25 protein-coding genes are annotated in these 24776 nt (G+C 34.6%); 15 read left to right on the forward strand and 10 right to left on the reverse strand.

Annotated features, from left to right (window positions below; all coding sequences use genetic code 11):
• Positions 1–545: 545 nt before the first annotated feature.
• The 5 genes from ABE048_RS05370 to ABE048_RS05390 form a co-directional block, all read right to left on the reverse strand.
• The gene (locus ABE048_RS05370) at positions 546–2072 is read right to left on the reverse strand and encodes a tripartite tricarboxylate transporter permease (RefSeq protein WP_430309690.1); all 1527 of its coding nucleotides are present in this window, start codon (positions 2070–2072) and stop codon (positions 546–548) included.
• Between the two features lie 17 nt (positions 2073–2089).
• Positions 2090–2551 carry a tripartite tricarboxylate transporter TctB family protein gene (locus ABE048_RS05375; protein ID WP_430309691.1) on the reverse strand — a complete coding sequence of 154 codons (462 nt, stop codon included), beginning with the start codon at positions 2549–2551 and terminating at the stop codon, positions 2090–2092.
• A 53-nt stretch (positions 2552–2604) separates the two neighbouring features.
• Positions 2605–3573: a tripartite tricarboxylate transporter substrate binding protein gene (locus tag ABE048_RS05380; protein ID WP_430309808.1), complete on the reverse strand. Its 969-nt coding sequence runs from the start codon at positions 3571–3573 to the stop codon at positions 2605–2607.
• 190 nt (positions 3574–3763) lie between these two features.
• The gene (locus ABE048_RS05385) at positions 3764–4459 is read right to left on the reverse strand and encodes a response regulator (protein WP_430309692.1); all 696 of its coding nucleotides are present in this window, start codon (positions 4457–4459) and stop codon (positions 3764–3766) included.
• Complete coding sequence (locus ABE048_RS05390) at positions 4452–6059, reverse strand: ATP-binding protein (RefSeq protein WP_430309694.1); 1608 nt, start codon at positions 6057–6059, stop codon at positions 4452–4454. The genes ABE048_RS05385 and ABE048_RS05390 overlap by 8 nt, the downstream gene beginning before the upstream one ends.
• A gap of 144 nt (positions 6060–6203) precedes the next feature.
• Here ABE048_RS05390 and ABE048_RS05395 point away from each other — a divergent pair, with 144 nt between their 5' ends.
• From ABE048_RS05395 to qoxD, 5 genes are all read left to right on the forward strand, one after another.
• A complete protein-coding gene (locus ABE048_RS05395) occupies positions 6204–6986 on the forward strand; it encodes an SDR family NAD(P)-dependent oxidoreductase (RefSeq protein WP_430309695.1) in 783 nt (260 codons plus the stop codon).
• A 630-nt stretch (positions 6987–7616) separates the two neighbouring features.
• Positions 7617–8537, forward strand: coding sequence for a cytochrome aa3 quinol oxidase subunit II (gene qoxA, locus ABE048_RS05400; RefSeq protein ID WP_430309697.1), 921 nt, complete (start codon positions 7617–7619; stop codon positions 8535–8537).
• A gap of 30 nt (positions 8538–8567) precedes the next feature.
• Positions 8568–10511 (forward strand): cytochrome aa3 quinol oxidase subunit I, encoded by a 1944-nt coding sequence (gene qoxB, locus ABE048_RS05405; protein ID WP_430309699.1) that lies wholly within the window; start codon positions 8568–8570, stop codon positions 10509–10511.
• Entirely contained in the window at positions 10511–11110 is a 600-nt protein-coding gene (qoxC, locus tag ABE048_RS05410) for a cytochrome aa3 quinol oxidase subunit III (RefSeq protein ID WP_430309700.1), read from the forward strand. The genes qoxB and qoxC overlap by 1 nt, the downstream gene beginning before the upstream one ends.
• A 2-nt stretch (positions 11111–11112) precedes the next feature.
• Complete coding sequence (gene qoxD / locus ABE048_RS05415) at positions 11113–11400, forward strand: cytochrome aa3 quinol oxidase subunit IV (RefSeq protein WP_430309702.1); 288 nt, start codon at positions 11113–11115, stop codon at positions 11398–11400.
• Between the two features lie 42 nt (positions 11401–11442).
• Here the strand turns inward: qoxD and ABE048_RS05420 are convergent, their stop codons facing one another.
• A complete protein-coding gene (locus ABE048_RS05420; RefSeq protein WP_430309703.1) occupies positions 11443–12279 on the reverse strand; it encodes a TetR/AcrR family transcriptional regulator in 837 nt (278 codons plus the stop codon).
• Positions 12280–12386: 107 nt separating this feature from the next.
• Here ABE048_RS05420 and ABE048_RS05425 point away from each other — a divergent pair, with 107 nt between their 5' ends.
• The 4 genes from ABE048_RS05425 to ABE048_RS05440 all read left to right on the forward strand — a co-directional run bounded on the left by ABE048_RS05425 (position 12387) and on the right by ABE048_RS05440 (position 17293).
• On the forward strand, positions 12387–15548 hold the full coding sequence (locus tag ABE048_RS05425; RefSeq protein ID WP_430309705.1) for an efflux RND transporter permease subunit: 3162 nt from the start codon (positions 12387–12389) through the stop codon (positions 15546–15548).
• A gap of 208 nt (positions 15549–15756) precedes the next feature.
• Positions 15757–16188, forward strand: coding sequence for a CidA/LrgA family protein (locus ABE048_RS05430; protein WP_430309706.1), 432 nt, complete (start codon positions 15757–15759; stop codon positions 16186–16188).
• A gap of 12 nt (positions 16189–16200) precedes the next feature.
• The gene (locus ABE048_RS05435) at positions 16201–16878 is read left to right on the forward strand and encodes an LrgB family protein (protein ID WP_430309707.1); all 678 of its coding nucleotides are present in this window, start codon (positions 16201–16203) and stop codon (positions 16876–16878) included.
• Positions 16879–17005: 127 nt separating this feature from the next.
• The gene (locus ABE048_RS05440) at positions 17006–17293 is read left to right on the forward strand and encodes a UPF0223 family protein (protein ID WP_430309708.1); all 288 of its coding nucleotides are present in this window, start codon (positions 17006–17008) and stop codon (positions 17291–17293) included.
• A gap of 59 nt (positions 17294–17352) precedes the next feature.
• Here ABE048_RS05440 and ABE048_RS05445 read toward each other — a convergent pair whose 3' ends face one another.
• Positions 17353–17982 carry a YktB family protein gene (locus tag ABE048_RS05445; RefSeq protein ID WP_430309810.1) on the reverse strand — a complete coding sequence of 210 codons (630 nt, stop codon included), beginning with the start codon at positions 17980–17982 and terminating at the stop codon, positions 17353–17355.
• A gap of 160 nt (positions 17983–18142) precedes the next feature.
• On the opposite strand from ABE048_RS05445, the gene ABE048_RS05450 reads away from it, so the two are divergent.
• Complete coding sequence (locus ABE048_RS05450) at positions 18143–18340, forward strand: hypothetical protein (protein WP_430309709.1); 198 nt, start codon at positions 18143–18145, stop codon at positions 18338–18340.
• 120 nt (positions 18341–18460) lie between these two features.
• Complete coding sequence (locus tag ABE048_RS05455; protein WP_430309710.1) at positions 18461–19264, forward strand: inositol monophosphatase family protein; 804 nt, start codon at positions 18461–18463, stop codon at positions 19262–19264.
• Positions 19265–19486: 222 nt separating this feature from the next.
• On the opposite strand, the gene ABE048_RS05460 is transcribed toward ABE048_RS05455, so the two are convergent.
• Complete coding sequence (locus ABE048_RS05460) at positions 19487–19672, reverse strand: DUF5325 family protein (RefSeq protein WP_430309712.1); 186 nt, start codon at positions 19670–19672, stop codon at positions 19487–19489.
• A gap of 179 nt (positions 19673–19851) precedes the next feature.
• Here ABE048_RS05460 and typA point away from each other — a divergent pair, with 179 nt between their 5' ends.
• Together typA and ABE048_RS05470 are read left to right on the forward strand one after the other, a co-directional pair.
• Positions 19852–21693, forward strand: coding sequence for a translational GTPase TypA (gene typA, locus ABE048_RS05465; protein WP_430309713.1), 1842 nt, complete (start codon positions 19852–19854; stop codon positions 21691–21693).
• Positions 21694–21720: 27 nt separating this feature from the next.
• Positions 21721–22113: a YlaH-like family protein gene (locus tag ABE048_RS05470; protein WP_430309812.1), complete on the forward strand. Its 393-nt coding sequence runs from the start codon at positions 21721–21723 to the stop codon at positions 22111–22113.
• A 252-nt stretch (positions 22114–22365) separates the two neighbouring features.
• Here the strand turns inward: ABE048_RS05470 and ABE048_RS05475 are convergent, their stop codons facing one another.
• Together ABE048_RS05475 and ABE048_RS05480 are read right to left on the reverse strand one after the other, a co-directional pair.
• Positions 22366–22569, reverse strand: coding sequence for a YlaI family protein (locus ABE048_RS05475; RefSeq protein WP_430309813.1), 204 nt, complete (start codon positions 22567–22569; stop codon positions 22366–22368).
• A gap of 14 nt (positions 22570–22583) precedes the next feature.
• On the reverse strand, positions 22584–23084 hold the full coding sequence (locus tag ABE048_RS05480; protein ID WP_430309714.1) for a peptidyl-prolyl cis-trans isomerase: 501 nt from the start codon (positions 23082–23084) through the stop codon (positions 22584–22586).
• 179 nt (positions 23085–23263) lie between these two features.
• Here ABE048_RS05480 and ABE048_RS05485 point away from each other — a divergent pair, with 179 nt between their 5' ends.
• Positions 23264–23545, forward strand: coding sequence for a DUF1507 family protein (locus ABE048_RS05485; protein WP_430309715.1), 282 nt, complete (start codon positions 23264–23266; stop codon positions 23543–23545).
• Between the two features lie 61 nt (positions 23546–23606).
• On the forward strand, positions 23607–24776 hold the full coding sequence (locus ABE048_RS05490; RefSeq protein WP_430309717.1) for an FtsW/RodA/SpoVE family cell cycle protein: 1170 nt from the start codon (positions 23607–23609) through the stop codon (positions 24774–24776).

Raw genomic sequence — 24776 nt, forward strand, 5'->3', positions numbered from 1 at the left:
CTGTCTCGCTTTCCCGCAGGTAAACATTGCTCCTGCATCGCTTCGCTAGCTTCGTCGCAGAAAATTCTTCTTGCTCTTGCAGATCAAAAAGAATTTTCGCTAACTCCACATCAACAAAGATAGCTATACAAGATTTTTATTATAAATTTTTATCTATTTTTACTTTATCAGTACCCTAAACGTAGTAACAGGAGATTGAAGCCAAGCCCGTGGAAAGTACCATCTGTAGTGGAACATCCAAATCTGAATAGTTAAAAGTTAATGTGTTGAAATGTTCATATTTAAAAACTGAAAATAGATTTATGAGATTGATTCGTTTAGATATTCCAAGATTGATGTGGTAACTGATGAAAAGTTCCCAATTGAGCGGAACATCCAAATCTGATTATTGAAAAGTTAATCTGTTGAAACATACGAATTTATAAACCGAAAATGGTTTAATGAAATTAATTTATGTAACTTAGACAAAGGAGTAGATATAAAACGAATCAATTATCTACTCCTTTATTCATGCATGATTTGATTAAAAGCATAATTTTCACTGCTTATTCTTCTTCATTTATAACAACATTTTTTCCTTTCATTTTCATAAGTAAAGGAATTAATATCCATGCAGCTGCAGCAATTAAAAAAACAAGTGACAATGGTTTTGAAATAAAAATACTAAAATCACCATTTGAAATAGTAAGGGCACGACGCATATTATTTTCAATCATCGGTCCCAATACAAGTGCTAGAACAAGCGGTGCAACAGGAAAATCATTTTTAACAAGAAAATAACCAAAAATACCGAAAGCGAGAAGTAAATAGAGATCGAATGTTGTATATTGCACTGCATAAACACCAAAGAAGGAGATTGCCACAATGATTGGAAGTAAATATTTTTTTGGGGTTTGAATCACCTTAGCAAACACCCTTACTAGTGGCATGTTTAATATTAATAGCATTAAGTTTCCTATGAACATACTAGCTATTAAGCCCCAAGCAACCTGAGGATGTTCATCAAATAATAATGGACCTGGCTGAATATTGTACATGATTAAAGCGCCCATTAAAATAGCTGTCGTACCTGATCCAGGGATACCTAGAGTTAGTAGTGGAATCATTGCTCCTCCAGAGGCTGCATTATTGGCAGATTCAGGGCCAGCAACTCCAGCAATGTTGCCTTTACCAAAAGAATCAGGATTCTTGCTGAATTTCTTTTCGGTAATATATGAGAAGAAGGATGCTAGCGTTGCACCAGCACCTGGTAATACGCCAATAAAAAAGCCAAGTAATGAACCTCTAGCAATAGGTGCAGCACTATCTTTCAAATCCTGCTTTGTTGGTAAAATTCGATTGATTTTAGCAATAGCTCCATCTTCCCCGTCACGTTCAATAATCGTCTTAAAAACTTCTCCAAGAGCAAATAAACCAACAGCAATTGTTAAAAATTCAAATCCAGAATATAAAATGGGTAAGTCAAAAGTGAAGCGGGCAATGCCTGAAACTGCATCAATGCCTACTGTACCAAGCATAAGGCCAATTACTGTCATAATTAATGCCTTTGTAATCGACTTACCGGCTAATCCACTTACAGCAGCTAAACCAAGTAACATCAGAGAAAAATACTCTGCAGGACCGAATTTTAGGGCAACGTTGGATAAAGGTTCAGCTAATAAAATAAGCCCAATTAATGAAACAATTCCAGCACAGAAAGAACCAATAGCAGCGATGGCTAAAGCGGCGCCAGCTCTACCTTGTTTGGCCATTTGATAGCCATCAAGTGTTGTTACAACAGAAGATGATTCACCTGGTGTATTAAGTAAAATAGATGTTGTAGAACCACCATACATAGCACCATAATATACGCCAGCTAATAATATAATGGAGCTTGCAGCAGCATCTGTAGTTGGCATACCAGATGTAATGCTAGCTGTCACAGGTATCAATAATGCGACACCACTCATGGGTCCAATACCAGGTAAAACGCCTACAGCAGTTCCTATAACTACCCCTATAAAGGCAAATAATAAATTATGCCATTGAAATGCAATACTAAATCCGTCTAATAAAAATTGTAAAGTGTTCATCGTTTTGCTCCTTTCCTTTAAAATGTTGGAAAACCAGGTAAAGAACCACCTAGTAAATTCGAGAAGAAGAAATATACGCCTACAGAGAATAAGGTTGAAATAAGGACTGAATAAACAATCTTCCCGCGCTCCATCGTTTGAAATGTAACAAGAAGAAATAAGAATGTGGAAAGAATATAACCAAGTTTTTCAAGTAAAAAGGCATATAAAGCAGCGCTAATAAAAATAATCAAAAACTTTTTAATCTCTAACTTTGTAGATTCTTTATCTGAATCGTTCTTATATGTCTTTACAACAAAAGTTTCATAGATAAGTCGCATACTAAGTAAAATCAATATAATGCCTAATCCGATTGGAAAAGTCTTTGGACCAACTGTAGAACCATAAGCGCTATTAGAAATGCGGAAACTTTCTACAAAGAATAAAATCCCAATAACCAAGAAAATAATACCAGCATATCGATCGAATGTTTTATTCAAAATCATGCACCTCCGATTAAGAAGAGACGACTGAAATAGTCGTCTCTTGTACATTATTTTTGCATTTTTAAAGCAGTCAATAATTCTACAATAACTTTATCTTGTTCCTCTAAGTAAGTGGTGAAATCATCAGCATTACGATATTCACTTTCCCAACCATTTTTTTCTAACTCAGCTTTCCATTCCTCTGTTTCAACCATAACTTTTAATTTTTCTGACCAATAATTGAAAGCAGCATCAGACATATCTTTTGGTCCAAAAATGCCACGCCAAATTGTAAATTCAGCATCTACACCACTTTCTTTAAAGGTTGGTACATTTGCTAATTCACCTTTTAAACGTTCAGATGAACTAACTGCTAATACACGGACATTGCCAGATTTAACATAGGTAGCAATAGTTGAAGCATCAGTTGCAATAACATCGGCATTATTACCAAGTAATGCAGCAATGGCTTCACCACCACCATCATATGAAACATACTTCACAGAAGCAGGATCAATACCAAATTTGAATGCAGGTAAAACTCCAACCAAGTGGTCCATAGACCCTGGTGCGGAACCGCCTGCCAGAGTAATAGATTTTGGATCTTTTTTAATAGCATTTAGTAGATCCTCTAAAGTTTTATATGGTGAATCTTTTTTAACAACGATAGCACCATAATCTCGCGTTAATTGAGCTAGAGGTCGAGTATCCTTGTAGCCATATGGGCTATTTCCTTCTGCTTTATCATGATTGATTAAAATTGGTGGAGATTTGACCATTAACATGTAATCGTTTTTAACTTCTTTTGTTGCGAATTGGGCCATAAATACAGCACCACCACCGCCTGGTTTATTTTCTACTTGAATCGGTTTTTCAATTAATTTTGTATCATTCATCGTTTTTGCAATGGAACGTGCAGTTAAATCCCAACCACCTCCAGCTCCTGATGGTGCTACAATAGAGATATTGCTTTTTGGATAATCAGATTTTGTAGCAGATGAACCACTGTTTGAATTACTAGATGAACAACCAGCCATTCCAATTGCAAATGCTCCCATCAAAGTAATTGATAAAAGTTTTTTAAACAATTAAATACCCCCCTATGAAATAAAAAAAGATGATAGCGTTTTCATAACGCGTATCATCAATTTATCAGATAATTTAAACGATTTGGTGTTTTGGTGATAAGCTAGATAAGTAGCATAAAGATGATTTTGTCCATAAAATTTATGAACGTTTAAAGAAGTATCTTCTTTCTGGACGACCAACTGTTCCGTAGATTAATTCTGTAAAACCAAGGTCAACAGTAATAAAAAACTCTAAATATCTCCGTGCTGTTGAACGGCTAACCCCAATTTCTTTTGATAATGTTTCTGCAGTCACTCCATCTTCAACTGATTCTAAATATTCCAATACTTTTCTTTTAGTAATTGAATCAATTCCTTTTGGAAGAGCCAAATCTTCCATCATCTTATTTGGAGTAGAAGTGCGATTCCATATAGTATGAATTGTATCCTCATTCATAGTGCCTTCCGTCATTAATAATTGATATTTTGCCCTGTAGGATTCTAAGCTTTCTTTGAACCTTTTAAATGTTACAGGTTTCAATATGTAGTCAACAACACCTGTTTTATAAGCTTTTTTTACAATTTGGCTTTCGGAAGCAGCAGTGATAAAAATAATATCAATATCTTGTTTTTGGCTTTGTATCATTTCTAAAAGATTGGTTCCTAAAGTATCTGGTAAATAAACATCGAGTAGTATTAAATTTGGAGAAAATGCAGAAAGCCAATCAGAGGCCTCTTCACCAGTAGATGCACAACCAATTACTGTAAAACCTGATATTTTCTCGATAAACCGCTGATGTATTTTAGCAATGCGTGGATCATCTTCAATAATTAAAACTTCAATATTCTCATTCATGCGAAATGCCCCCTAGAGGTACTGATGTAATAAATAGTGCTCCATTTAAATCTCCTTTTTCTAAATAAACGGAACCATTTAACTCCATTAATATTTCAGACACTTTTGTAAGTCCATACCCACGATTTTCTTTAGCTTTAGTTGAAATTCTTTGTTTAAATAATGAGTTAAGAATATTTTCGGGAATTCCATCACCACTATCTTCTACTTCCATTACGATTTCTGTTCCATTTTCGAAGATTAAAAAGCGTACAATTCGTTCTTTTTCAGGTAACCGTTCAACAGCTTCAAAGGCATTTGTTATTAAATTTCCAATAATCGATACGAAATGATATTTATCTAGATGTTTAGGAAGCTTTGACAAATTGCTATCTTCATCCAAGATAAAACGTATTTTTAATTCTTTAGCACGATTATAGAAACCAATAATAATACCGCAGATGTATGGATCATTTAGTTTTGTTGTAATAATTTTGATTAGTGATTGATGTTCTTCCGTTTCCTCATGAATTAGCTCTAATGCTTCATCATAAGAATGTAGTTGAATTAATCCAGAAATAGTATATAAGAAATTTTTATATTCATGTGTTTGTGAACGTAATGCTTCAGTATATTGCTTAACTTGTGAAAGTTCTATAGCTAACTGATCAATTTCGGATTGCAAGCGAAAGCTTGATACCGCTCCGACAATCTTGTCTCCTATTCGTATTGGAATTCTATTAACGATTGTTTGTTTTCCTAGAATATGCATCGGTCGATCTAGTTGTTTATCTCCAGTAACAAGTATATCTAGTAGTTGTGAATTCGGGATGATTTCATTGATTGAACGACCAATAAGTGAAGTTTCTGCAGATATCGAGAGGGTATCACTCGCAGCTGAATTAATCATTGTGATTTTACCTTCTGCGTCTACCATGATAATTCCTTCGCGTACTGATTCTATTAAAGTATTTCTTTGGGTTAGTAAATTCGCTATCTCAGCAGGCTCTAGATTAAACATCACTTTTTTGATGTTTTTAGAGAGAATGTTTGATCCAACAATGCCAATAAGAATGGCAATAATGACTATATATGCGATATTATCCACATACTCTAGGAAAACGCTATAAATATTTTTCTTTAAAAAGCCTACAGAGATAATTCCAATTATATTACCTTCTTTATCAAGAACAGGAGCTTTTCCTCTAATGGCTTCACCGAGTGTACCTTCTGCTTCAGAAATGTAAGATTCCCCATTTACTAAAGCTCTCTCATTATCATCTCCGACCATTTTATGCCCAATTCGATCTTTTACAGGGTGAGCGTAACGGATACCACTTTTGTTGCCGATTACTACGTATTCAGCATTCGTTTCCATTCGAATCTTTTCCGCGATGGGTTGCAGTATCTTAGTGGGATTAGAGGAATGAAAAGCTTCAATAACATCTGAGCGATTTGCAGTTGTTTTTGCAATACTAAGAGCTTGGGAGCCAATTTGTGTTTCTATTGCTTTTGATATGGTAAAGTAAAATAAAATTCCAATAACAGTAGCTAAGAATGTGACAAATAGTGCACCAAAAAGGAAAATCTTTCGCTGTAGATTCATAGTACTCAAAATCATCACTGCCTGACCTTAAAATATTGAAAAACATATTATCTAAATATTTGGATTAATTATAATTATCTTACATTTTTTCTTGCTAAAAGAAAAGATAGGGTCACTTAGACTATGATAATTATATTTTAATACTAGGGAGAGAAAGAAATGGAATTGGGATTAGAAGGAAAAGTTGCAGTTGTGACTGGAGCAAGTAAAGGCATTGGTCTTGCAACTGCAACTAAATTAGCATTGGAAGGTGCAGATGTTGTTATTTGTGCAAGAACAGCGTCAGCACTTGATGAAGCGGCTAAAAGTATATTAGATGAAACAGATAAAGAAGTGCTAACTGTAGTAGCTGATGTTACAAATGAAGAAGATTGTCAAAAGGTTATTGCAAAAGCAGTAGAGAAATTTGGTAAGTTAAATATATTGGTTAATAACGCTGGTACTTCAGCAGCTCATTCATTCTTAGATGTAGATTCTGATTATTGGAAAAGAGATGTAGATTTAAAACTATTTGGCTCAATCTATACATCTAAAGCAGCGCTACCTCATATGGAACAAGCAGGTGGTGGTGCCATTGTCAATGTCACGGCAGTACTTGGAAAAACACCACCAGCATCATCACTCCCAACAACTGTTAGCCGCGCTGCAGGAATGGCTTTAACAAATGCAATGAGTAAAGATGTAGGGGCAATGAATGTACGCGTTAATACAGTCTGCATAGGATTAATTCGAAGTGCACAAATTGAACGAAAATGGCAAACTGATGCGCCTGAATTGACTTGGGAAGAATATTCAAGAAAAGTGGGCAAGTCAATTCCGCTTGGACGGATAGGAGATACAGAAGAAGCAGCTAATGTAATTACATTTTTAGTCTCTGACGCAGCTTCTTATGTAAGTGGTACTGCTATAAATATTGACGGAGGATCTGCTCCAGCTTTGTAATAATAGAATTGATTTTGAGCTAATATCATTTATTGTGACGAATGTTGCTCAAATGGAGAAAATAGGAAAACTTCACATGAATATTACAAAAACTTAACAAAAATAAAAAATGATAGGTGAAATCATCTGTAACTAAATTTACGTTACAGATGATTTTCTTTTTTCGGAAATATTGATTTTGTATAATTTAGGAAATAAAGTGATGAATTTCATTTACAACATTGTTTATTGTAGGATTTTTTTTAATACTATAGATTCATATTTAAAATGTGTCCACATTTTATACAAATTATGTCCACAAAACGTTCAAATAACATTGAATTAATTATGATATTGGAGAACTTTTTATTTTTTTATTAAAAATATGGGCGTATAATGTCAAATGAATCTAGCGAGAGATTGAAAGTCCTCAGAAGGAAAAGGTGCGAAAACTTGGGTGCCTACTTTTCACTATATAGAGTGTAAGAATAGTTAACTATCGTCCGTTCATATGACAGGAGCTATTAAACCATTGAGTGAATTTCATATGCTTACACATCTATAACTGTAGCTAATCTTCAACCAGAAAGCTAATTCAATAGATTTTAGAAAGACAATTGTTTTAATTGTTTTTTGAGAAGGGAGTACATTATGAAGAAAAAAGTGCTTATTATGCCTGCTGTTTTGGCGTTCATGACTATGATATTATCTGGATGTCAACCATTAATGATATTCGATACAAAAGGGCCAAATGCGAAAACTTTATCAAATACAATCATCTTTTCTATATTAGTGATGGCGTTTATCTTATTGGTTGTATATGTATTGTTTGTCTTCATGTTGTCGAAATATCGTGCATCTAAACAACCAGCAGGTTATGAACCGCCACATGAAGAGGGTAGTACAAAGTTAGAAATTATATGGACGGTTATTCCAATTGTTATAGTAACTGTTTTATCCGTTGTAACGGTATTTACAACATCAAAAGTTGAACATCAACAAACAGGTTATGACAACAAAAAACCGCTTGTTATTTATGCATCATCTTCAGATTGGAAATGGCACTTTAGCTATCCAGAACAAAATATTGAAACAGTTAATTATGTAAATATCCCAACAGATCGTCCAATTGAATTTAGATTATATTCATTTGGTCCAATTACAAGTTTCTGGATTCCACAGTTAGCCGGTCAAAAATATGCCATGAGTGATATGGTAAATAAACTTCACCTTGCTGCGGATGTAGAAGGGTCGTATATGGGTCGTAACTCTAACTTTAATGGTGAAGGTTTTGCGGAAATGGAGTTTGAAACTCAAGCAATGTCACAAGATAAATTTGACAAATGGGTAAAAGATGTAAAAGCAAATGAACCAAAACTAACTGAAGCAAAATTCAATAAATTATTAAAAACACCATTTGTAGGACGTGAAAGTTTCTCTTCTACACACTTATCATTCAGTCCAGCTCCAGAAATGGATATGAGCAAACATGGTGAGTCACACAAAAATGATTCACACAATATGGATGATATGAAAGGCATGGATATGAAAGGCATGGATATGTCTAAATAATAGAAATGAGGCAAGAAAGGAGTTACACACATGAACATGGAAGAATTATTCGCTCCGATGAAAGAGCCGATGATTTTGGGTGCAGCAATTAGTATCGTTGTTGGCGCTATTGCCATTGTTGTTGGATTGACCTACTTCAAAAAGTGGGGCTGGCTTTACAAAAACTGGCTTACTACTGTTGACCATAAAAAAATTGGTGTCATGTATATCTTAGTAGCATTGATTATGCTATTTAGAGGTGGAATTGATGCATTATTAATGCGTGCACAAACATCAGTTCCTGAAAACAAATTGCTTAACGCAGAGCATTATAATGAAATTTTCACAACACATGGTTTAGTCATGATTCTATTCATGGCAATGCCATTTATCATAGGTTTGATGAATGTCGTTGTACCACTTCAAATTGGTGCACGAGATGTGGCATTCCCAAGATTAAATGCACTTAGCTTCTGGTTATTCGCAGCTGGATGTGGATTATTAAATGTATCATTCATAATTGGGGGATCACCAAACGCAGGTTGGACATCTTATTTCCCATTAGCAGGTACTGAATTTAACCCTGGCGTTGGTAATAACTATTATGCTTGGTCTTTACAAATCGCAGGTCTTGGTACTTTAATGACTGGTATTAACTTCATTGCGACAATCGTGAAAATGCGTGCACCAGGTATGAAATTAATGAAAATGCCAATGTTCACTTGGTCAGCATTAATTACAAATGTTATTATTACATTTGCATTCCCAGTATTAACTGTAGCACTTGCATTGATGACTTTAGACCGTCAATTTGGTACTAAATTCTTTGCTATGCAAGATGGCGGTATGGATATGCTTTGGGCTAACTTGTTCTGGGTTTGGGGACATCCTGAAGTTTATATCGTTATTCTACCAGCATTTGGTATTTATAGTGAGATTATCTCAACATTCTCACGCAAAAACTTATTTGGTTATAAATCAATGGTAATGAGTATGGTTGTTATTTCATTACTATCATTCATGGTATGGGTTCACCACTTCTATACTATGGGACATGGTGTAATGGTTAATAGTATTTTCTCTATTACAACAATGCTTATAGCAGTTCCGACAGGTGTTAAAATATTTAACTGGTTGCTAACAATGCGACACGGGAAAATTACATTTACAACACCAATGCTTTGGGCATTAGCATTTATTCCTATCTTCACAATTGGTGGGGTTACAGGGGTAATGCTTGCAATGTCAAGTGCGGACTATCAATATCATAATACAATGTTCTTAGTTGCTCACTTCCACTATGTATTAATCCCAGGTACAGTATTTGGGGTATTAGCAGGTTATCATTTCTGGTGGCCAAAAATCTTTGGTTTCCGTTTGAATGAAAAATTAGGTAAATCAGCTTTCTGGACTATTGTAGTAGGTTTTAATGTAGCCTTCTTCCCACTATTTATCTTAGGTTTAGATGGCTATGCACGTCGTATGTACACATACTCAGCTGACACAGGTTATGGTCCATTGAGTATGGTATCGTTCATTGGTGCTATTGCAATGGCTGTAGGCTTTATCTTAATTTGCTATAACATTTACTATAGTTTCCGTCATAGTCCACGTGATGAAAATGGCGATCCATGGGATGCACGTTCTCTTGAATGGGCAACTCATAGTCCAGTTCCAGAATACAATTTCGCGGTCGTACCAAAAATCAATCAATTAGATGAATTCTGGTATGCGAAAAAAGAAGGACGAGATATTACAGCAGGTGAATACGAACGTATTCATATGCCAAACAACAGTGGCGCTCCAATGTGGATGGCTGGTGTAATGTTCTTATTCTCATTCTTCTTCGTATTTAGTGTTTGGTCTCTAGTAATCGTATTTGGTGTTTTAACATTAGGATTTATGGCTTATCGTTCATTTGAAAAAGATGATGGTCATTATATTGAAGTGGCTGAAATCGAAGCAACTGAACGTCGATTGAGAGGTGAAAAATAATGTCAAAAGTAAACAAATCAGTTCCATTAGAATACAGCACAGAAGAAAATGATTTAAAAATCTTTGGTTTCTGGGTTTTCCTTGGTGCCGAAATAATCCTCTTTGCGACATTATTTAGTGTGTATTTTTCATTAGTTGATCGCACAGGTTCAGGTCCAATAGGTAAAGAATTATTTGAAATGCCACCAGTATTGTTAGAAACTTTTGCTCTTTTAACTAGTAGTTTCTTAATTGGTTTAGGTGTTCACGCAATGCGTATTGGACGTACTAAAGCAATGATGGTATTCTACATCTTAACGTTATTACTAGGTGCAGTCTTCCTAGGCGTTGAAGTTAATGAATTCCTAACATATATTCATGATGGTGCTACAATTCAAACAAGTGCCTTCCTGTCTATTTTGATGACTTTACTAGGTACTCACGGTCTCCATGTAACATTCGGTCTATTATGGGGAGCAAGTATCTTAATCCAAGTTAAAAAACGTGGATTAAATGCAAAAACAGCAAATAAAGCATTTATCTTCTCTCTATACTGGCATTTCCTTGATGTTGTATGGATCTTCATCTTCAGCTTTGTTTATTTGAAAGGAGTGTTGTAATAATGAAAGAACTATTTCCAAAAGAGCATGTAATGGGCTTTGTGGGTTCTCTTGTTTTAACACTCTTAGCATTGACTGTAATAATGTTTAAAGATATGTCTAACACTGTTGCTATTACAATTCTACTTGTAACAGCTGCTGCACAAGCAATTGTACAGTTAGTATTGTTCATGCATATCGGTGAAACAGAAGATAAGAAAGCTTTATACATTACAATTATTTACTCAGTAGTTGTAGGTTTAATCACTGTATTCGGTACATTGCTTGCAATGGTTTGGGGATATATGTAGAACCACATAAAAAAGCAGCACAACAATTGTTGTGCTGCTTTTTTACATTTCATTGCAAAATTGCTTTAGTAAAACAGAGAGCCATCTCAAATGGTTATTCGTCATTAAATTAGATGACATACCTAGTAGTAATGCTTTACGAGGATGTTCCCTTTGTAATTCTTCAATGATTAAATCGAATGTATCTATTGTAAAAGAATCGCTTGCATAATCTTCTTTACAATTTTCTATTTCAATTATTATATCATTTTTTTGAATATTACTGATGTGACGAGTTTTTTGTTCATACATTTCTTTCGTTATTAAGGTTTTTAACTTAGCGTTAACAAGTACATCAATGAAGTTTACCAAATGTTTGCTTAATTCATAATAGTTAATTGACTGTTTTTGGATTACAATGAATTCCGCATAACCTTTCATCAGCCCTCGGATACATATTAGTAAATCAAATTGGCTATCTTCAATTTGGGAACTATAAACCTCTCTAAGCAACAACAAAGTCATATTGTCAGCAATTAGGAAATGTTTTTGTATTTTTTCCGTCACATCATGATCCACAATACTAACAAGCTCGCGAAAATGAGTTGAGATAAAAGGTGAATTTTTTTCGAATAACTCAAAAGCCGATAAAAAATATTGTGTTAGTTTTTCTTTTGGCTCTACCTGTAAACTTAATATGTTTTGAAACTTTGATGTCATATCTTTGATGATATACTCAAAAATTGCAATAAGAAGTTCCTCTTTTGATTTAAAAGAGAGGTAAAAAGCTCCTTTTGATATGCCGCATGCGTTTGTAATGTCTTGGATAGACGTAGAGGCTATTGTTCGCTCTGATAAGATCTCCATAGATTTTTCAATAATTAGATCACGTTTAGACATATTTTCACTCTTTCTATAATTCTTCCTATTATATGGTTTGACTTTTGACTAGCTAGTCATTATTATATTGAATTGTGACCAGTAAGTCAAAAAAGGACGGTGTATGAATGAACTCGCTTATTAAATTTGTTTTGAAAAATAAACTGGCAGTATGGCTCCTTTCGATTATTGTCGCTGTTGCCGGGGTATATTCAGGACTTAAGATGAAGTTAGAAACATTACCTGATATTACAATTCCAGTTGCAACGGTAACAACAGTTTATCCAGGTGCAACACCAGAGCAGGTAGCTGACGATATTTCAATCCCATATGAAAAAGCAGTGAATCATCTAAAGGGTGTTTCAGCTGTCTATTCCAATTCATATCAAAATGCTTCAAGTCTACAAATAGAGTTTAAGTATGGTACAGACATGAAAGAAGCAGTTAGTAATATTAAGGAAGTATTAGAAAAAGTAGAACTTCCAGAAACTGCTCAAAAGCCAACTGTAGATCGTGTTAATATCAATGCTTTCCCAGTTGTAGCTTTAAGTGTTGCAAATAAGGATCAATCTATTGCAGATTTAACAAAAACAACTGAAAACTATTTCGTACCTAAATTAGAAGGTATTGATGGCGTTGCATCTGTATCAGTAACTGGTCAACAAGTAGATAAAGTTGAACTAACTTATGACCAAAAGAAATTAGCGAAATATGGTTTAACAGAAGATACGATTAAGCAATATGTAAAAGCAATGGATACGAAAGTTCCACTAGGTATGTTCCAATTCAAGGATGAAGAACAATCAGTTGTTGTTGATGGTAAAATGACAACAATTAAAGACTTGAAAAACTTAGAAATTCCCGTAACAATGCAAAGCTCAAGTGCAAATTCAGCAGCTGCTAAAGCACAAGCGCAAGCTGCACAGGCACAAGCATCTCAGGGTGTAGCAGGGGCTCAAGCAGCGCTACAAGCTCCACAAGCGAGCCCATTTGTAAAATTAGGTGAATTGGCTTCCATCAAAGTAGTTGGTGAAGTCGAATCTGTTTCCCGTACAAATGGTAAACCAGCAATATCTGTACAGGTAGTAAAATCTCAAGATTCAAATACTGTCAATGTAGTAAATGATGTTAAAGATGAAGCTAAGAAATTCGAAAAAGATAACAAAGGTATGGACATTGAGGTAACACTAGACCAAGGTCAACCAATTCAAGACTCAGTGAATACGATGTTTGATAAATTGTTATACGGTGCAATCTTTGCATTCATCATCATCATGTTATTCTTGCGAAATTTCCGTTCAACGATTATTTCAGTTGTATCTATTCCGATGTCGTTATTAATTGCAGTAACTGTATTAAAACAAATGGATATTTCATTAAATATGATGACATTAGGGGCTATGACAGTAGCAATAGGTCGTGTAATCGATGACTCGATTGTTGTTATTGAAAATATTTATCGAAGAATTTATCTTGAAGGCGAGAAATTACATGGTAGAGCTTTAATTCGTGAAGCTACTCTTGAAATGTTTAGACCAATTTTATCTTCTACAGTGGTAACAATTGCCGTGTTCTTGCCACTTGGATTAGTTGGAGGGATGGTCGGAGAGTTATTCTTACCATTCGGTTTAACGATGGCATTTGCGCTAATCGCATCTCTATTAGTTGCCATCACAATTGTTCCAGCCTTAGCACATGCATTATTTAAAAAAGAACTGTATGGCAAAGTACAAACTAAAAAAGAAGAGCATGGTGCATTAGCAAGAGGTTATAAACGCATTCTATCATGGGTATTAGACCATAAATTAATAACTTCTATAGGATCGATTGTAATTCTTGTAGCAAGCTTATTCTTGGCACCATTAGTTGGATTTAGTTTCTTACCAGATGATCAACAAAAAATGGTATACCTAACTTATACACCTGAACCTGGTGAAACACGTGATAAAGTGATTGATGATGTAGAAGTAATCGAAAAAATGATTATGGATAAAAAGGATGTTAAGACAGTCCAATCATCGATCGGCGGATCTAATCCAATGATGCCTGGACAAACAAATGGCGCTTTAGTCTATGTCATCTATGATACTGATACGAAAAACTTTAGTAATGTAAAAGAAAAACTTATTAAAGAAGTTCAAGGTGCTAATCAAAAAGGTACATGGAAAAGCCAAGACTTCTCATCTTCAGGATCAAGTAATGAGCTTTCATATTCAGTCTACGGTAACACAGTAGAAGATATCAGACCAGTAGTAAAAGATATAGAAAAAATTATGAAAGATCAAGATAATTTGAAAGATGTTAAATCTTCATTAACTGAAAATTATACCGAAAAAACATTAGTGATTGATCAAGACAAAGCAAAAGTTTTAGGATTAACAACAGGACAAATTGCGATGGCGATTAATCCAAATACACAAACTGAAGTTTTAACAACAGTCACAAGAAATGGTAAAGAACTTGATGTCAATGTTCATAAAGAGGCAGCTTCTCCAGATAAATTCCAAGAAGTGCTAGATGAAGAGATTGATACACCTGTCGGTAAAAAAGTAAAAGTGTCAGATGTTGTTGATGTTAAAGAAGGCACAACTTCAACACAAGTAAACCGTAGTAAAGGTAAAATTTATGCTAGTGTAACAGCAACTGTTACATCAAAAGATATTACAAAAGCATCTTCAGGAGTTCAAAAAGCAATTGATAAATTAGATTTACCAAATAATGTAGAAGTTAATACGGGCGGAGTTACAGCAGATATGAAAGAAGCCTTCACTCAATTAGGGTTAGCGATTGCTGCTGCGATTGCCATTGTATACTTTACATTAGTCGTAACATTTGGTGAAGGATTAGCTCCTTTTGCTATCCTATTCTCATTACCATTTACAGTAATTGGTGCACTTGTTGCTTTATACATTTCAGGTGAAACAATTAGTGTATCTTCCATGATTGGGTTATTGATGTTAATAGGGATCGTGGTAACAAATGCGATTGTATTAGTAGACCGCATCATTCATATGGAACATGCTGGTAAAACAATGCGTGAAGCAATACTTGACGCAGGTGCAACACGGTTACGTCCAATCTTAATGACAGCCATTGCAACAATCGGTGCATTAGTTCCATTAGCAATGGGTGCTGAAGGTGGCGGCCTAATTTCTAAAGGTGTAGGTGTAACTGTTATTGGTGGTTTAATCAGTTCAACGATTTTAACATTGTTAATCGTTCCACTTGTATATGAATTAATTTCAAAAATCCTGAAAAAAGACCGTGCACACGAAAATAAAGAAGATTAAAAAATTACTAGGTACTTTGCTAGCTTTTGTAGAATATTCTACAAAGGCTAGCTTTTTTTATGGTTCTATACTATCTGCTGATGAGTTTACAAAAGCGAGAGGCAGGAGAATAGCTGAGGTTGCTAGTTAGATAGAAAGATAGGAAGTAGACAATTTTAGAAGATTCTGATAAGTTTTTGTATATTAGAAAATGGAGGGGTGTTCTGTTATGCAACAACGTGGATTGATGTTTTTGAGAATAATAGGGCAAATTGTAGTTTTATATTTATTATCTGAATTTGGAAAGTGGTTAATGGCAATTTTACATATTAAATTTCCAGGAAGTATCGTAGGGCTAATCATTTTATTTATTTTATTAATTTCAAGAGTAATTCCTGAGAGTTGGATTGCCAATGGAGCTGAACTGTTGCTTGCGTACATGATGTTATTTTTTATCCCAGTGACAGTGGGAATTGTTAAATATCCAGAATTAATATCAGGGCAAGGGATAATCATTATCGGAATCATTTTAGTAAGTACAATAATCTCAATCATTGCTTCTGGAAAAATAACACAATTGGTAGAGGTTCAAGTAGAAAAACAAAATGAAAACCATAAGGAAAAAATCAAAGAACCTTCGTTTGAAAATATCCAACAATAAGGGAGACTTAATATGCTAGCAATCATCATCTGCATTGCCACTTTAGCTGTATTTTTTCTTATGAAAAAAGTGTACGAACGTTATTACCATCCAATTCTATTCCCAGTGTTTACATGTGCGATTTTGATAGTTGGAGTTTTATTGATATTCGATATTCCATATGAAACCTATATGATTGGAGGACAGTGGATTGATCGATTCCTTGGGCCTGCTGTAGTTAGTTTAGCATTACCATTGTATAGACAAAGAAAATTAATCAAAAAGAATTATATGGCAATTGTTACTGGGATTACAGTAGCAATGAGTGCAAGCGTAGGAACTGTATTGGTATTAGCAGAATTATTCCAACAAAAAAATGAGTATATAAAAACATTGATTCCAAAATCAATAACATCACCTGTAGCAATGCAGATTAGTAATGTAATAGGAGGTAATCCAACATTAACTGCTGTGTTTGTCATGATTACGGGAATTATCGGAGCAGTGTTTGGGCCATATCTCTACAAAATATGCAAAATTGATACCGAAATTGCGAGAGGGGTTGCAATGGGGAGTAGTGCACATGGGATTGGAGTAGGAAAGCTTACTGAATACGGTGAAAAAACATTATCTATGGGATCGGTTTCAATGACGTTGACAGCAGTTGTTGGTGCAATCTTGATACCACTTTTAATGACAATATTTTTTTAGAATAAAGTCATTTCCCAGGGAATATACTACTAACAGACGAGAAAGGTTGCAGTCCATTTCCAATAGCGTTTACAATAGTATTGTGAAACACTTTGGTATAATACCATGATGAAAGTAGGTAATTTATTTGGAATATTCATATCCATTTTCAATCGATTGGTCTAAGAATGAAATTGTCGATGTGATTGCATTTTTTCAAACTATTGAAAAAGCATACGAAAAGGGCGTAAAACGTGAAGAAGTATTATTAAAGTATCGTCGTTTTAAGGAGATTGTACCTTCAATGGCAGAAGAAAAAACCATTTTCCGTGAATTTGAAGAAGAAAGTGGTTATATAAGTTACGATATTGTTAAACAAACGAAAACAAGTCCAGATGGCACAATTATTAAAGGTATTAACAAACACGGAAGATAATAAAAAGCAATCGGTTTACTCAGTAGTAGAGAATTTACCGATTGCTTTTTATACTATTATTATTTGTTTACCATAATGTTATAAATTGGTAATAGCGCGTCGAATGTATCGTCTACTACCCTAGAAAATTCTTTCGCAGAAAGTTTTATTGCTTTTTCCTTTGGTAATTGAAGACCAATTAAGAATTCTCCTTTTTTTACATCGCGTAAACGCGTTAAAAGTTTTTCTAATGAACCATCGTTTATTGCTTCACCTAAAAGAATTCCAGTTGGAGCGAAATGATCTCCAGAAATATAAAACGTTTCTGGAAGTATGGTAAAGGAATCAAGATTTTTTAATAAATTTTCAGCTATTTCTTTTTTAGTAGGAGCTTCATAAATGGCGCATAGAAGGATAAAAATATGAGATTTAAAAAGTCCTATTTCAAAGTGCGGCAGTGCTTTATACCCGCGTTTATTTGTGGCGAATGCTACCCAGCTATCGATTGGCGGGTTCACTTTTCGTCTTGCGTGTTTTGCTACATGTGGAAAAAATTCATCTCCTGTTTTAGATGAGATGTATGTAGAATAAGTTGTTCCAAGTTCCTCAAATTTAGGACGTACATTCGTAATGAGTGCTGCCATACGTTGTTCAAGTCCAGGTGTTGTAAAGACTTCAAAGTCTTTGTTAGTCCATTTTACTGTCACTATTTTCTCTCCTTTTTTAACTTTATGTTTATTTTATTTGAAAAATGGGAAAAAATCTTGTAGAAGGACTTACCATTCTTCGTACAGTGAATATAATGTAGAAAGTGGTCAGAAAATTCTTTCTTCTTATCATTTAAACATCAAATTAAAGGAGCTGATCATCATGAAACAAGTCGTTCATATTATTCGTAAAGTGGATTTTGAAAAGCAATATATAAAAGGTCTTCATTTAGAAGTGGATTATGAATTAGCTACACTGTTTGATGCGCTGCAATTGAATGATACTGAGCAAATCGCACAAAGTAAAGCGAGATTGGCTGAAATTCATATGGAACTGGAGGCATTCCATGCATTCGCCTAGAAATAACGCAAAAAATTTAAGGTGACACTTGCTTATCATTATGAGAAGCAGGTGTTTTTTTTGGTATAATATACAAAATATGAAATGTACTTTGTTTTTTCGAGGAAAGGTGAGGGAATAATGAGTATTGCTGAAGTACATGAATTTGCAAAGGCTATCATTATGGAAGCGGGAGAACGTATCCGTAGTTCATTTTCTGAAAAGTGGGTAATTGAAACGAAAGCGGATGCAAATGATTTAGTGACAAATATTGATCGCGAAACAGAATTATTTTTCATTGAAAAAATAAAAACGTTTGATTCAACTCATAAAATTTTAGGTGAAGAGGGAATGGGCGAGAAAATTGATTCGATTGATGGGGTAGTATGGATAATTGATCCGATTGATGGAACAATGAATTTTATTCGTCAACATCGGAATTTTGCAATTACAATTGGTGTTTATATTAATGGAATTGGAAAACTAGGGTATATTTATGATGTGATGAGGGACCAATTATACTATGCAAAACAGGGCCAGGGTGCCTATATGAATGAAGTTCCTTTAAAACCTCTTCAAGCAATTTCCTTAAATAAAGCAATTATTGGATTAAATGCTACTTGGGTGACTCCTAATAAGAGAATCGAGCATGAGCCTATGATTGACCTAGTTCATAAAGTACGTGGGACAAGATCATATGGTTCAGCTGCCTTAGAAATTGTCTCTGTTGCTTGTGGGAGAATGGATGCATATATATCTCTTAGATTATCTCCTTGGGATATTGCAGGTGGTGTAGTGATTGCTAATGAGGTAGGTGCTATAGCCAGTAATTTAAAAAATGAACCTATCAACTTATTAAAACAAGATACTTTTATCGTGGCTAATCCTACGATACATAGTGAAATTATTGATGATTATATTCAACTGAAAAATGAAAATAAATAATTAAGGGATTGTCCTTGAAGTTGAAGAAACCCAACTTTTGAAGGCAATCCCTTATCTTATATCCATATTCATATGCCAACTTCTTAATAGCTCTTATGACACATATTAAAGTGCTAAAATAGCTATCTACCTCAAACACCCTATCAGTCGACAACTGTGTGTTTTCTACCGAAAAGGCTTTTCAAGTAGTTACCGAAGTTGGAATAGCTATTAATAATGAATTTATAATAAGCCTTGATCTCGGAATTGGCGTTTTGTTTTAAAGGCTAGACCGAAAACAACACAAACTGCTATAATACCACCGATAATTCCTAAAGTACTACCTAAAGCTATTGCCCAACCAATAGAACACATAGCTAAAACCCCTGCAAGGGCAAAGATAGCCATGACGAATTTTGCTTTATTCATAACAATCCTCCAAAAAATAATTATAATTCTATTGTTAAACTAAATACTAAGATTAGCAAGGTTTTCACTTGTAAAAAATAAAAAAGTTGAAAAAGACATGTAAAAATAAAACACAAAGCTATTTTTTATGTTATAATAGCACAGTTATGGACTCGAAAAAAACAATGTGGAGTGGAACAATGACAAATTTAAGAGAAGATCTCAGAAATATAGCAATTATTGCCCACGTCGACCATGGTAAAACAACTTTAGTCGACCAATTATTAAAACAATCAGGTACATTCCGTTCAAATGAACATGTTGAAGAACGTGCAATGGACTCTAATGATATTGAACGTGAACGTGGTATTACGATTTTAGCAAAAAACACTGCAGTTCACTACGAAGATACTAAAATCAACATCTTGGATACACCAGGACACGCCGATTTCGGTGGTGAAGTTGAACGTATCTTGAAAATGGTAGATGGCGTTTTACTTGTAGTAGATGCTTACGAAGGTTGTATGCCTCAAACTCGTTTCGTGCTTAAAAAAGCATTAGAACAAAAATTAACACCAATCGTAGTCGTAAACAAAGTTGACAAAGATTCAGCTCGTCCTGAAGAAGTTGTTGATGAAGTAATCGACTTACTTATTGAGTTAGGTGCAGATGAAGATCAATTAGAATTCCCAGTAGTTTTCGCTTCAGGTGTGAACGGTACTGCTTCATTAGATCCAGATCCAGCTAAACAAGAAGAAAACATGAAATGCTTATTCGAAGAAATTATCAGTCACATCCCAGCACCAGCTGATACTCGTGAAGAACCTCTTCAATTCCAAGTTGCATTACTTGACTATAATGACTTCGTAGGCCGTATCGGTATTGGTCGTGTTTTCCGCGGTACAATCGCTGTTGGACAATCAGTATCTCTAGCGAAACTTGATGGTACAGTGAAAAACTTCCGTGTTACGAAAATGTTTGGCTTCTTCGGTTTAAAACGTGAAGAAATTCAAGAAGCGTATTCAGGTGATTTAATCGCTGTATCTGGTATGGAAGAAATTAACGTTGGTGAAACTGTATGTCCACAAGATCACCTAGAGCCACTTCCTCCAATGCGTATTGATGAACCAACTTTACAAATGACTTTCTTAGTAAATAACTCGCCATTCGCAGGTCGCGAAGGTAAATGGGTAACTTCACGTAAAATTGAAGAACGATTACTTTCTCAATTACAAACTGACGTTTCTCTACGTGTAGAACAAACAGATTCTCCAGATGCATGGACAGTTTCAGGCCGTGGTGAACTTCACTTATCAATCCTTGTTGAAAACATGCGTCGTGAAGGATACGAATTACAAGTATCAAAACCAAAAGTTATTATTAAAGAAATCGATGGTGTAAAATCCGAACCAGTAGAACGAGTACAAATCGATGTACCAGAAGACTGTGTTGGTTCTATCATTGAATCATTAGGTGACCGTAAAGGTGAAATGCAAGATATGATTAACGAAGGTAATGGACAAGTTCGTTTAATCTTCATGGTACCTGCTCGTGGCTTAATCGGTTATACTACTGAATTCATGTCACTTACTAAAGGATTCGGTATTATTAACCATACATTCGATTCGTATCAACCAGTAGCAACTGGTCGTGTAGGTGGTCGTCGTAATGGTGCGCTTGTTTCTATGGAAACTGGTAAATCTACTACTTATGGTATGATGCAAGTAGAAGACCGTGGTATATTATTCGTAGAACCAGGTACTGAAATTTATGAAGGTATGATCGTGGGTCAAAATACACGTGATAACGATATTACAGTTAACATCACAAAGATGAAACAAAAAACGAATGTTCGTTCAGCTACAAAGGACCAAACAAACGTTATTAAAACACCAAAAATCTTAACACTTGAAGAAGCATTAGAATTCTTAGATGATGATGAATACCTAGAAGTTACACCTGAGTCAATTCGTCTTCGTAAACAAATTCTAAACAAAAACGAACGCGAAAAAGCTGCTAAAAAAGTACGTAACGCAGAATAATAATTTTCGCTAGACGGGAGGATGTTGATCTTGTTTAAGTCCGGTTTATTGTTAAAACTGAATTTTACTCAAGTTGCTGCATCTACTTTAACTGATGGACACGATCAAGTATTTAATCGTATGTCCGGTGTTGCTCGTTATATTTACGAAAATGCACCAAGCTATACAGTAGCAGGTTATATTCTATTAGCAGTTATTTTCATATTAACTGCAATAGTGTATCATCTTGGATTTGCAAGATCATCATTAAAAGCATGGCAAACAGCCGTGATTTATGTATTCTTATTTGTAGGGTGCATTATTTTAACCTTCTTAGCATTCTTCTTACCAATGGTAGAAGGATTAATAGTGGCAGCCTTAGTATTAATTCTCTACAAAGTTCGTTTACGTAGAGATAAGAAAAAAGAAGCTGCTTCTTAAGAAAAAGAGTTGTCCATTTTCGGACAACTCTTTTTTGATACTATAAAATTTGTTGGGGTCTTTACCTAGTTTGGTGGATTATAGTAGAAAAGTAAAGGTGATTGCCAACACACTCATGTACATGACGAATTGCTTTCGGTACAAATAAGTGGAAAATGCTGCGGTGCGTTAAATGAATTTTAGGTCTTACCCTAACATTTTTACATAGAATCAAAAAAAACAGAGCATTATTCTAAATGCTCTGCTAAATTTCTAAAATTCTTCGTCTGCCTGAACTGCCTTTCGGATAAAACGAAATTTACCGGTTGCTAGCCTTGCATTCGTTTTTTCGGTAATTCGATCGTGACAAGTTGGACACATAAAAGTGTGAATAGGACGATTGCGTAATTTTTTTGCTATTGGTGAGAAATCAGGAAGTTCGTTAACAGTATCACAGATTACGCATTTAACTCGCATCATAATTTTCCTCCTTATTCTACTTGCATGCCTACGATTCCTTTAATAGGATTTTCGTAGTTGGAGCCATCTCCTAATAGTAAGTAGACAGGGCCATTCTCTTTTAGCATTTTACCATCTTTACTAAATTGGAAAATAAGTTTTTTCGCATCTTCAATACTAAAACGATATTGTGAACCATCGTGTGTTTCAAATACAACTGTCTTTGCATCTTCTTTTGGTTCAGCATTAAGAATGAAAGGTTCAATTTTTATACCGAAAGTACCAGTCATCATATCTTTGCGGTCAAATTTACGTTCAGTTTTCAAAGTCGGTGGGAAAGTTGCACCCTCCATAATTTCACGAGACCAGAATTTTCCTGCTTTTTCGATATATTCTTCATCAGGATCTACCTCTACTGGCTTTTCGATGAAATATGTTTCTAAATTTAGCTTACGGTCATCAAAAATCCAAACTGTAGAATCTAATGTAATTTGAAAGTTGACTTTACCTTTAATTTGAATGATGGATTCCATAGGTTTTTCCTCCTCAGATGTTACATTCCATTCTTTAGTATAACGCTTTTTATCTACAGATAGAAAGAAATAATATTATCATTCTCATTTTGAAATATAGATGCTTGCATTTTTTCTTTGCAAAAGATAAACTTTATTAAGATAGAGTTGAAGAAATATCAGGTAATGGGGGCGTCCTCATGGATACAAAATCACAAAGTTCGTATCAGGAGAAAGCATTGGAACTCCTAATTGCCGATGCGGAGAAAATAGCAAAATTAATTAGAGTGCAAATGGAACATTTAACAATGCCACAATGCCCTTTGTACGAGGAAGTTTTAGATACGCAAATGTTTGGTTTATCTCGTGAGATCGACTTCGCGGTTAAGCTAGGCTTGCTTGAACGTGATAAGGGAAGAGAAATTCTCGATTCACTTGAAAAAGAGCTGTCTGCATTACACGATGCATTCACAAAAGAATAAGAAAAAACTCAAACACAAAGCTGTTTGGGTTTTTTTGCTAGATAATAGATGAGGTAAAAACATGAAAACTTATTTCAAAAAATATATGAAGTACTTTGACTACCCTTTGTTTTTTACATATGTTTTACTATGCCTATTTGGATTAGTAATGATTTATAGTGCAAGTATGTTCTGGGCTGTTAATACTCTACAAACAACGCCAGATTATTTTTATAAAAAGCAATTGATGAATTTGACTATTGCGGCTGTCGCCTTTTTAATAGGTTTTATAATTCCTTATAAGCGGTATAAAGATAGAAAAATGATGATGTTGATTATTGCAACCATGCTTACTTTGTTGATGTCGGTATTTTTATTTGGTTATAGTCCAGATAATTCAGGTGCAAAAAGTTGGCTTAATTTTGGATTTGCAAATTTTCAACCTTCTGAACTTACAAAACTAGGAATTATACTTTATTTTTCAGCTTTCTTTGCAAAGAAAAAAGAGACTGGAAAATTAGATATTATTAATGAGTCAATTATGCCTCCTTTATTGGTTTTTGGTACGGCTATTCTATTCATAGGATTAGAGCCAGATTTAGGAGCTATTGGATTAATTACATTAATAGCACTATCAGTAATGGCTGCAAGTGGCATGAAATTTTCTACTTTTAGTAAAATTATTGGGTGGTTAATAGGTTTAGCGGTTATTGGCTTGATTGGTTTATTTATTTTCAAAGATTCATTCTTTACTGAACGCCGAATGGGACGATTAAAAGCATATCTTGATCCATTCACAGATGCTGATGCATTTGGTTATCAAATAGTAAACGGTTATTATGCAATTGGTTCAGGTGGTGTTAAAGGATTGGGATTAGGCCAATCTGTGCAAAAATTGGGGTATTTACCCGAACCTCAAACGGACTTTATCTTAGCAATTATTTCAGAAGAGTTAGGGACATTTGGGGTTGCTATTGTATTATTTGGATTAGGATTCATCGTTTACAAAGCAATGCGTATTGCGATTAAAGCAAAAGACCCAATGGCACGTATGATTGCTGCAGGTATTGGAAGTTGGATTGGTATTCAAACTTTCATCAATGTAGGCGGATTAAGTGGCATTATTCCACTAACTGGTGTACCACTACCTTTTATTAGTTATGGCGGAACGTCTGTAATTTTGTTATCTTTAGCTATGGGGATTTTAGCGAATGTCTCCATGATGGTTAAAAAAGATAATAATCAAGACTAA

The sequence above is a fragment of the Rummeliibacillus pycnus genome, from assembly GCF_050459865.1.
GTDB lineage: Bacteria > Bacillota > Bacilli > Bacillales_A > Planococcaceae > Rummeliibacillus > Rummeliibacillus pycnus_B.

Excerpts from the sequence above, each read along its gene's own strand:
- ABE048_RS05370 (WP_430309690.1), bottom strand. The coding sequence starts at position 2,072 with ATGAACACTTTACAATTTTTATTAGACGGATTTAGTATTGCATTTCAA.
- ABE048_RS05380 (WP_430309808.1), bottom strand. The coding sequence starts at position 3,573 with ATGGCTGGTTGTTCATCTAGTAATTCAAACAGTGGTTCATCTGCTACA.
- ABE048_RS05385 (WP_430309692.1), bottom strand. The coding sequence starts at position 4,459 with ATGAATGAGAATATTGAAGTTTTAATTATTGAAGATGATCCACGCATT.
- ABE048_RS05390 (WP_430309694.1), bottom strand. The coding sequence starts at position 6,059 with ATGATTTTGAGTACTATGAATCTACAGCGAAAGATTTTCCTTTTTGGT.
- ABE048_RS05395 (WP_430309695.1), top strand. The coding sequence starts at position 6,204 with ATGGAATTGGGATTAGAAGGAAAAGTTGCAGTTGTGACTGGAGCAAGT.
- qoxA (WP_430309697.1), top strand. The coding sequence starts at position 7,617 with ATGAAGAAAAAAGTGCTTATTATGCCTGCTGTTTTGGCGTTCATGACT.
- qoxB (WP_430309699.1), top strand. The coding sequence starts at position 8,568 with ATGAACATGGAAGAATTATTCGCTCCGATGAAAGAGCCGATGATTTTG.
- qoxC (WP_430309700.1), top strand. The coding sequence starts at position 10,511 with ATGTCAAAAGTAAACAAATCAGTTCCATTAGAATACAGCACAGAAGAA.
- qoxD (WP_430309702.1), top strand. The coding sequence starts at position 11,113 with ATGAAAGAACTATTTCCAAAAGAGCATGTAATGGGCTTTGTGGGTTCT.
- ABE048_RS05420 (WP_430309703.1), bottom strand. The coding sequence starts at position 12,279 with ATGTCTAAACGTGATCTAATTATTGAAAAATCTATGGAGATCTTATCA.
- ABE048_RS05425 (WP_430309705.1), top strand. The coding sequence starts at position 12,387 with ATGAACTCGCTTATTAAATTTGTTTTGAAAAATAAACTGGCAGTATGG.
- ABE048_RS05430 (WP_430309706.1), top strand. The coding sequence starts at position 15,757 with ATGCAACAACGTGGATTGATGTTTTTGAGAATAATAGGGCAAATTGTA.
- ABE048_RS05435 (WP_430309707.1), top strand. The coding sequence starts at position 16,201 with ATGCTAGCAATCATCATCTGCATTGCCACTTTAGCTGTATTTTTTCTT.
- ABE048_RS05450 (WP_430309709.1), top strand. The coding sequence starts at position 18,143 with ATGAAACAAGTCGTTCATATTATTCGTAAAGTGGATTTTGAAAAGCAA.
- ABE048_RS05455 (WP_430309710.1), top strand. The coding sequence starts at position 18,461 with ATGAGTATTGCTGAAGTACATGAATTTGCAAAGGCTATCATTATGGAA.
- ABE048_RS05460 (WP_430309712.1), bottom strand. The coding sequence starts at position 19,672 with ATGAATAAAGCAAAATTCGTCATGGCTATCTTTGCCCTTGCAGGGGTT.
- typA (WP_430309713.1), top strand. The coding sequence starts at position 19,852 with ATGACAAATTTAAGAGAAGATCTCAGAAATATAGCAATTATTGCCCAC.
- ABE048_RS05475 (WP_430309813.1), bottom strand. The coding sequence starts at position 22,569 with ATGCGAGTTAAATGCGTAATCTGTGATACTGTTAACGAACTTCCTGAT.
- ABE048_RS05480 (WP_430309714.1), bottom strand. The coding sequence starts at position 23,084 with ATGGAATCCATCATTCAAATTAAAGGTAAAGTCAACTTTCAAATTACA.
- ABE048_RS05485 (WP_430309715.1), top strand. The coding sequence starts at position 23,264 with ATGGATACAAAATCACAAAGTTCGTATCAGGAGAAAGCATTGGAACTC.
- ABE048_RS05490 (WP_430309717.1), top strand. The coding sequence starts at position 23,607 with ATGAAAACTTATTTCAAAAAATATATGAAGTACTTTGACTACCCTTTG.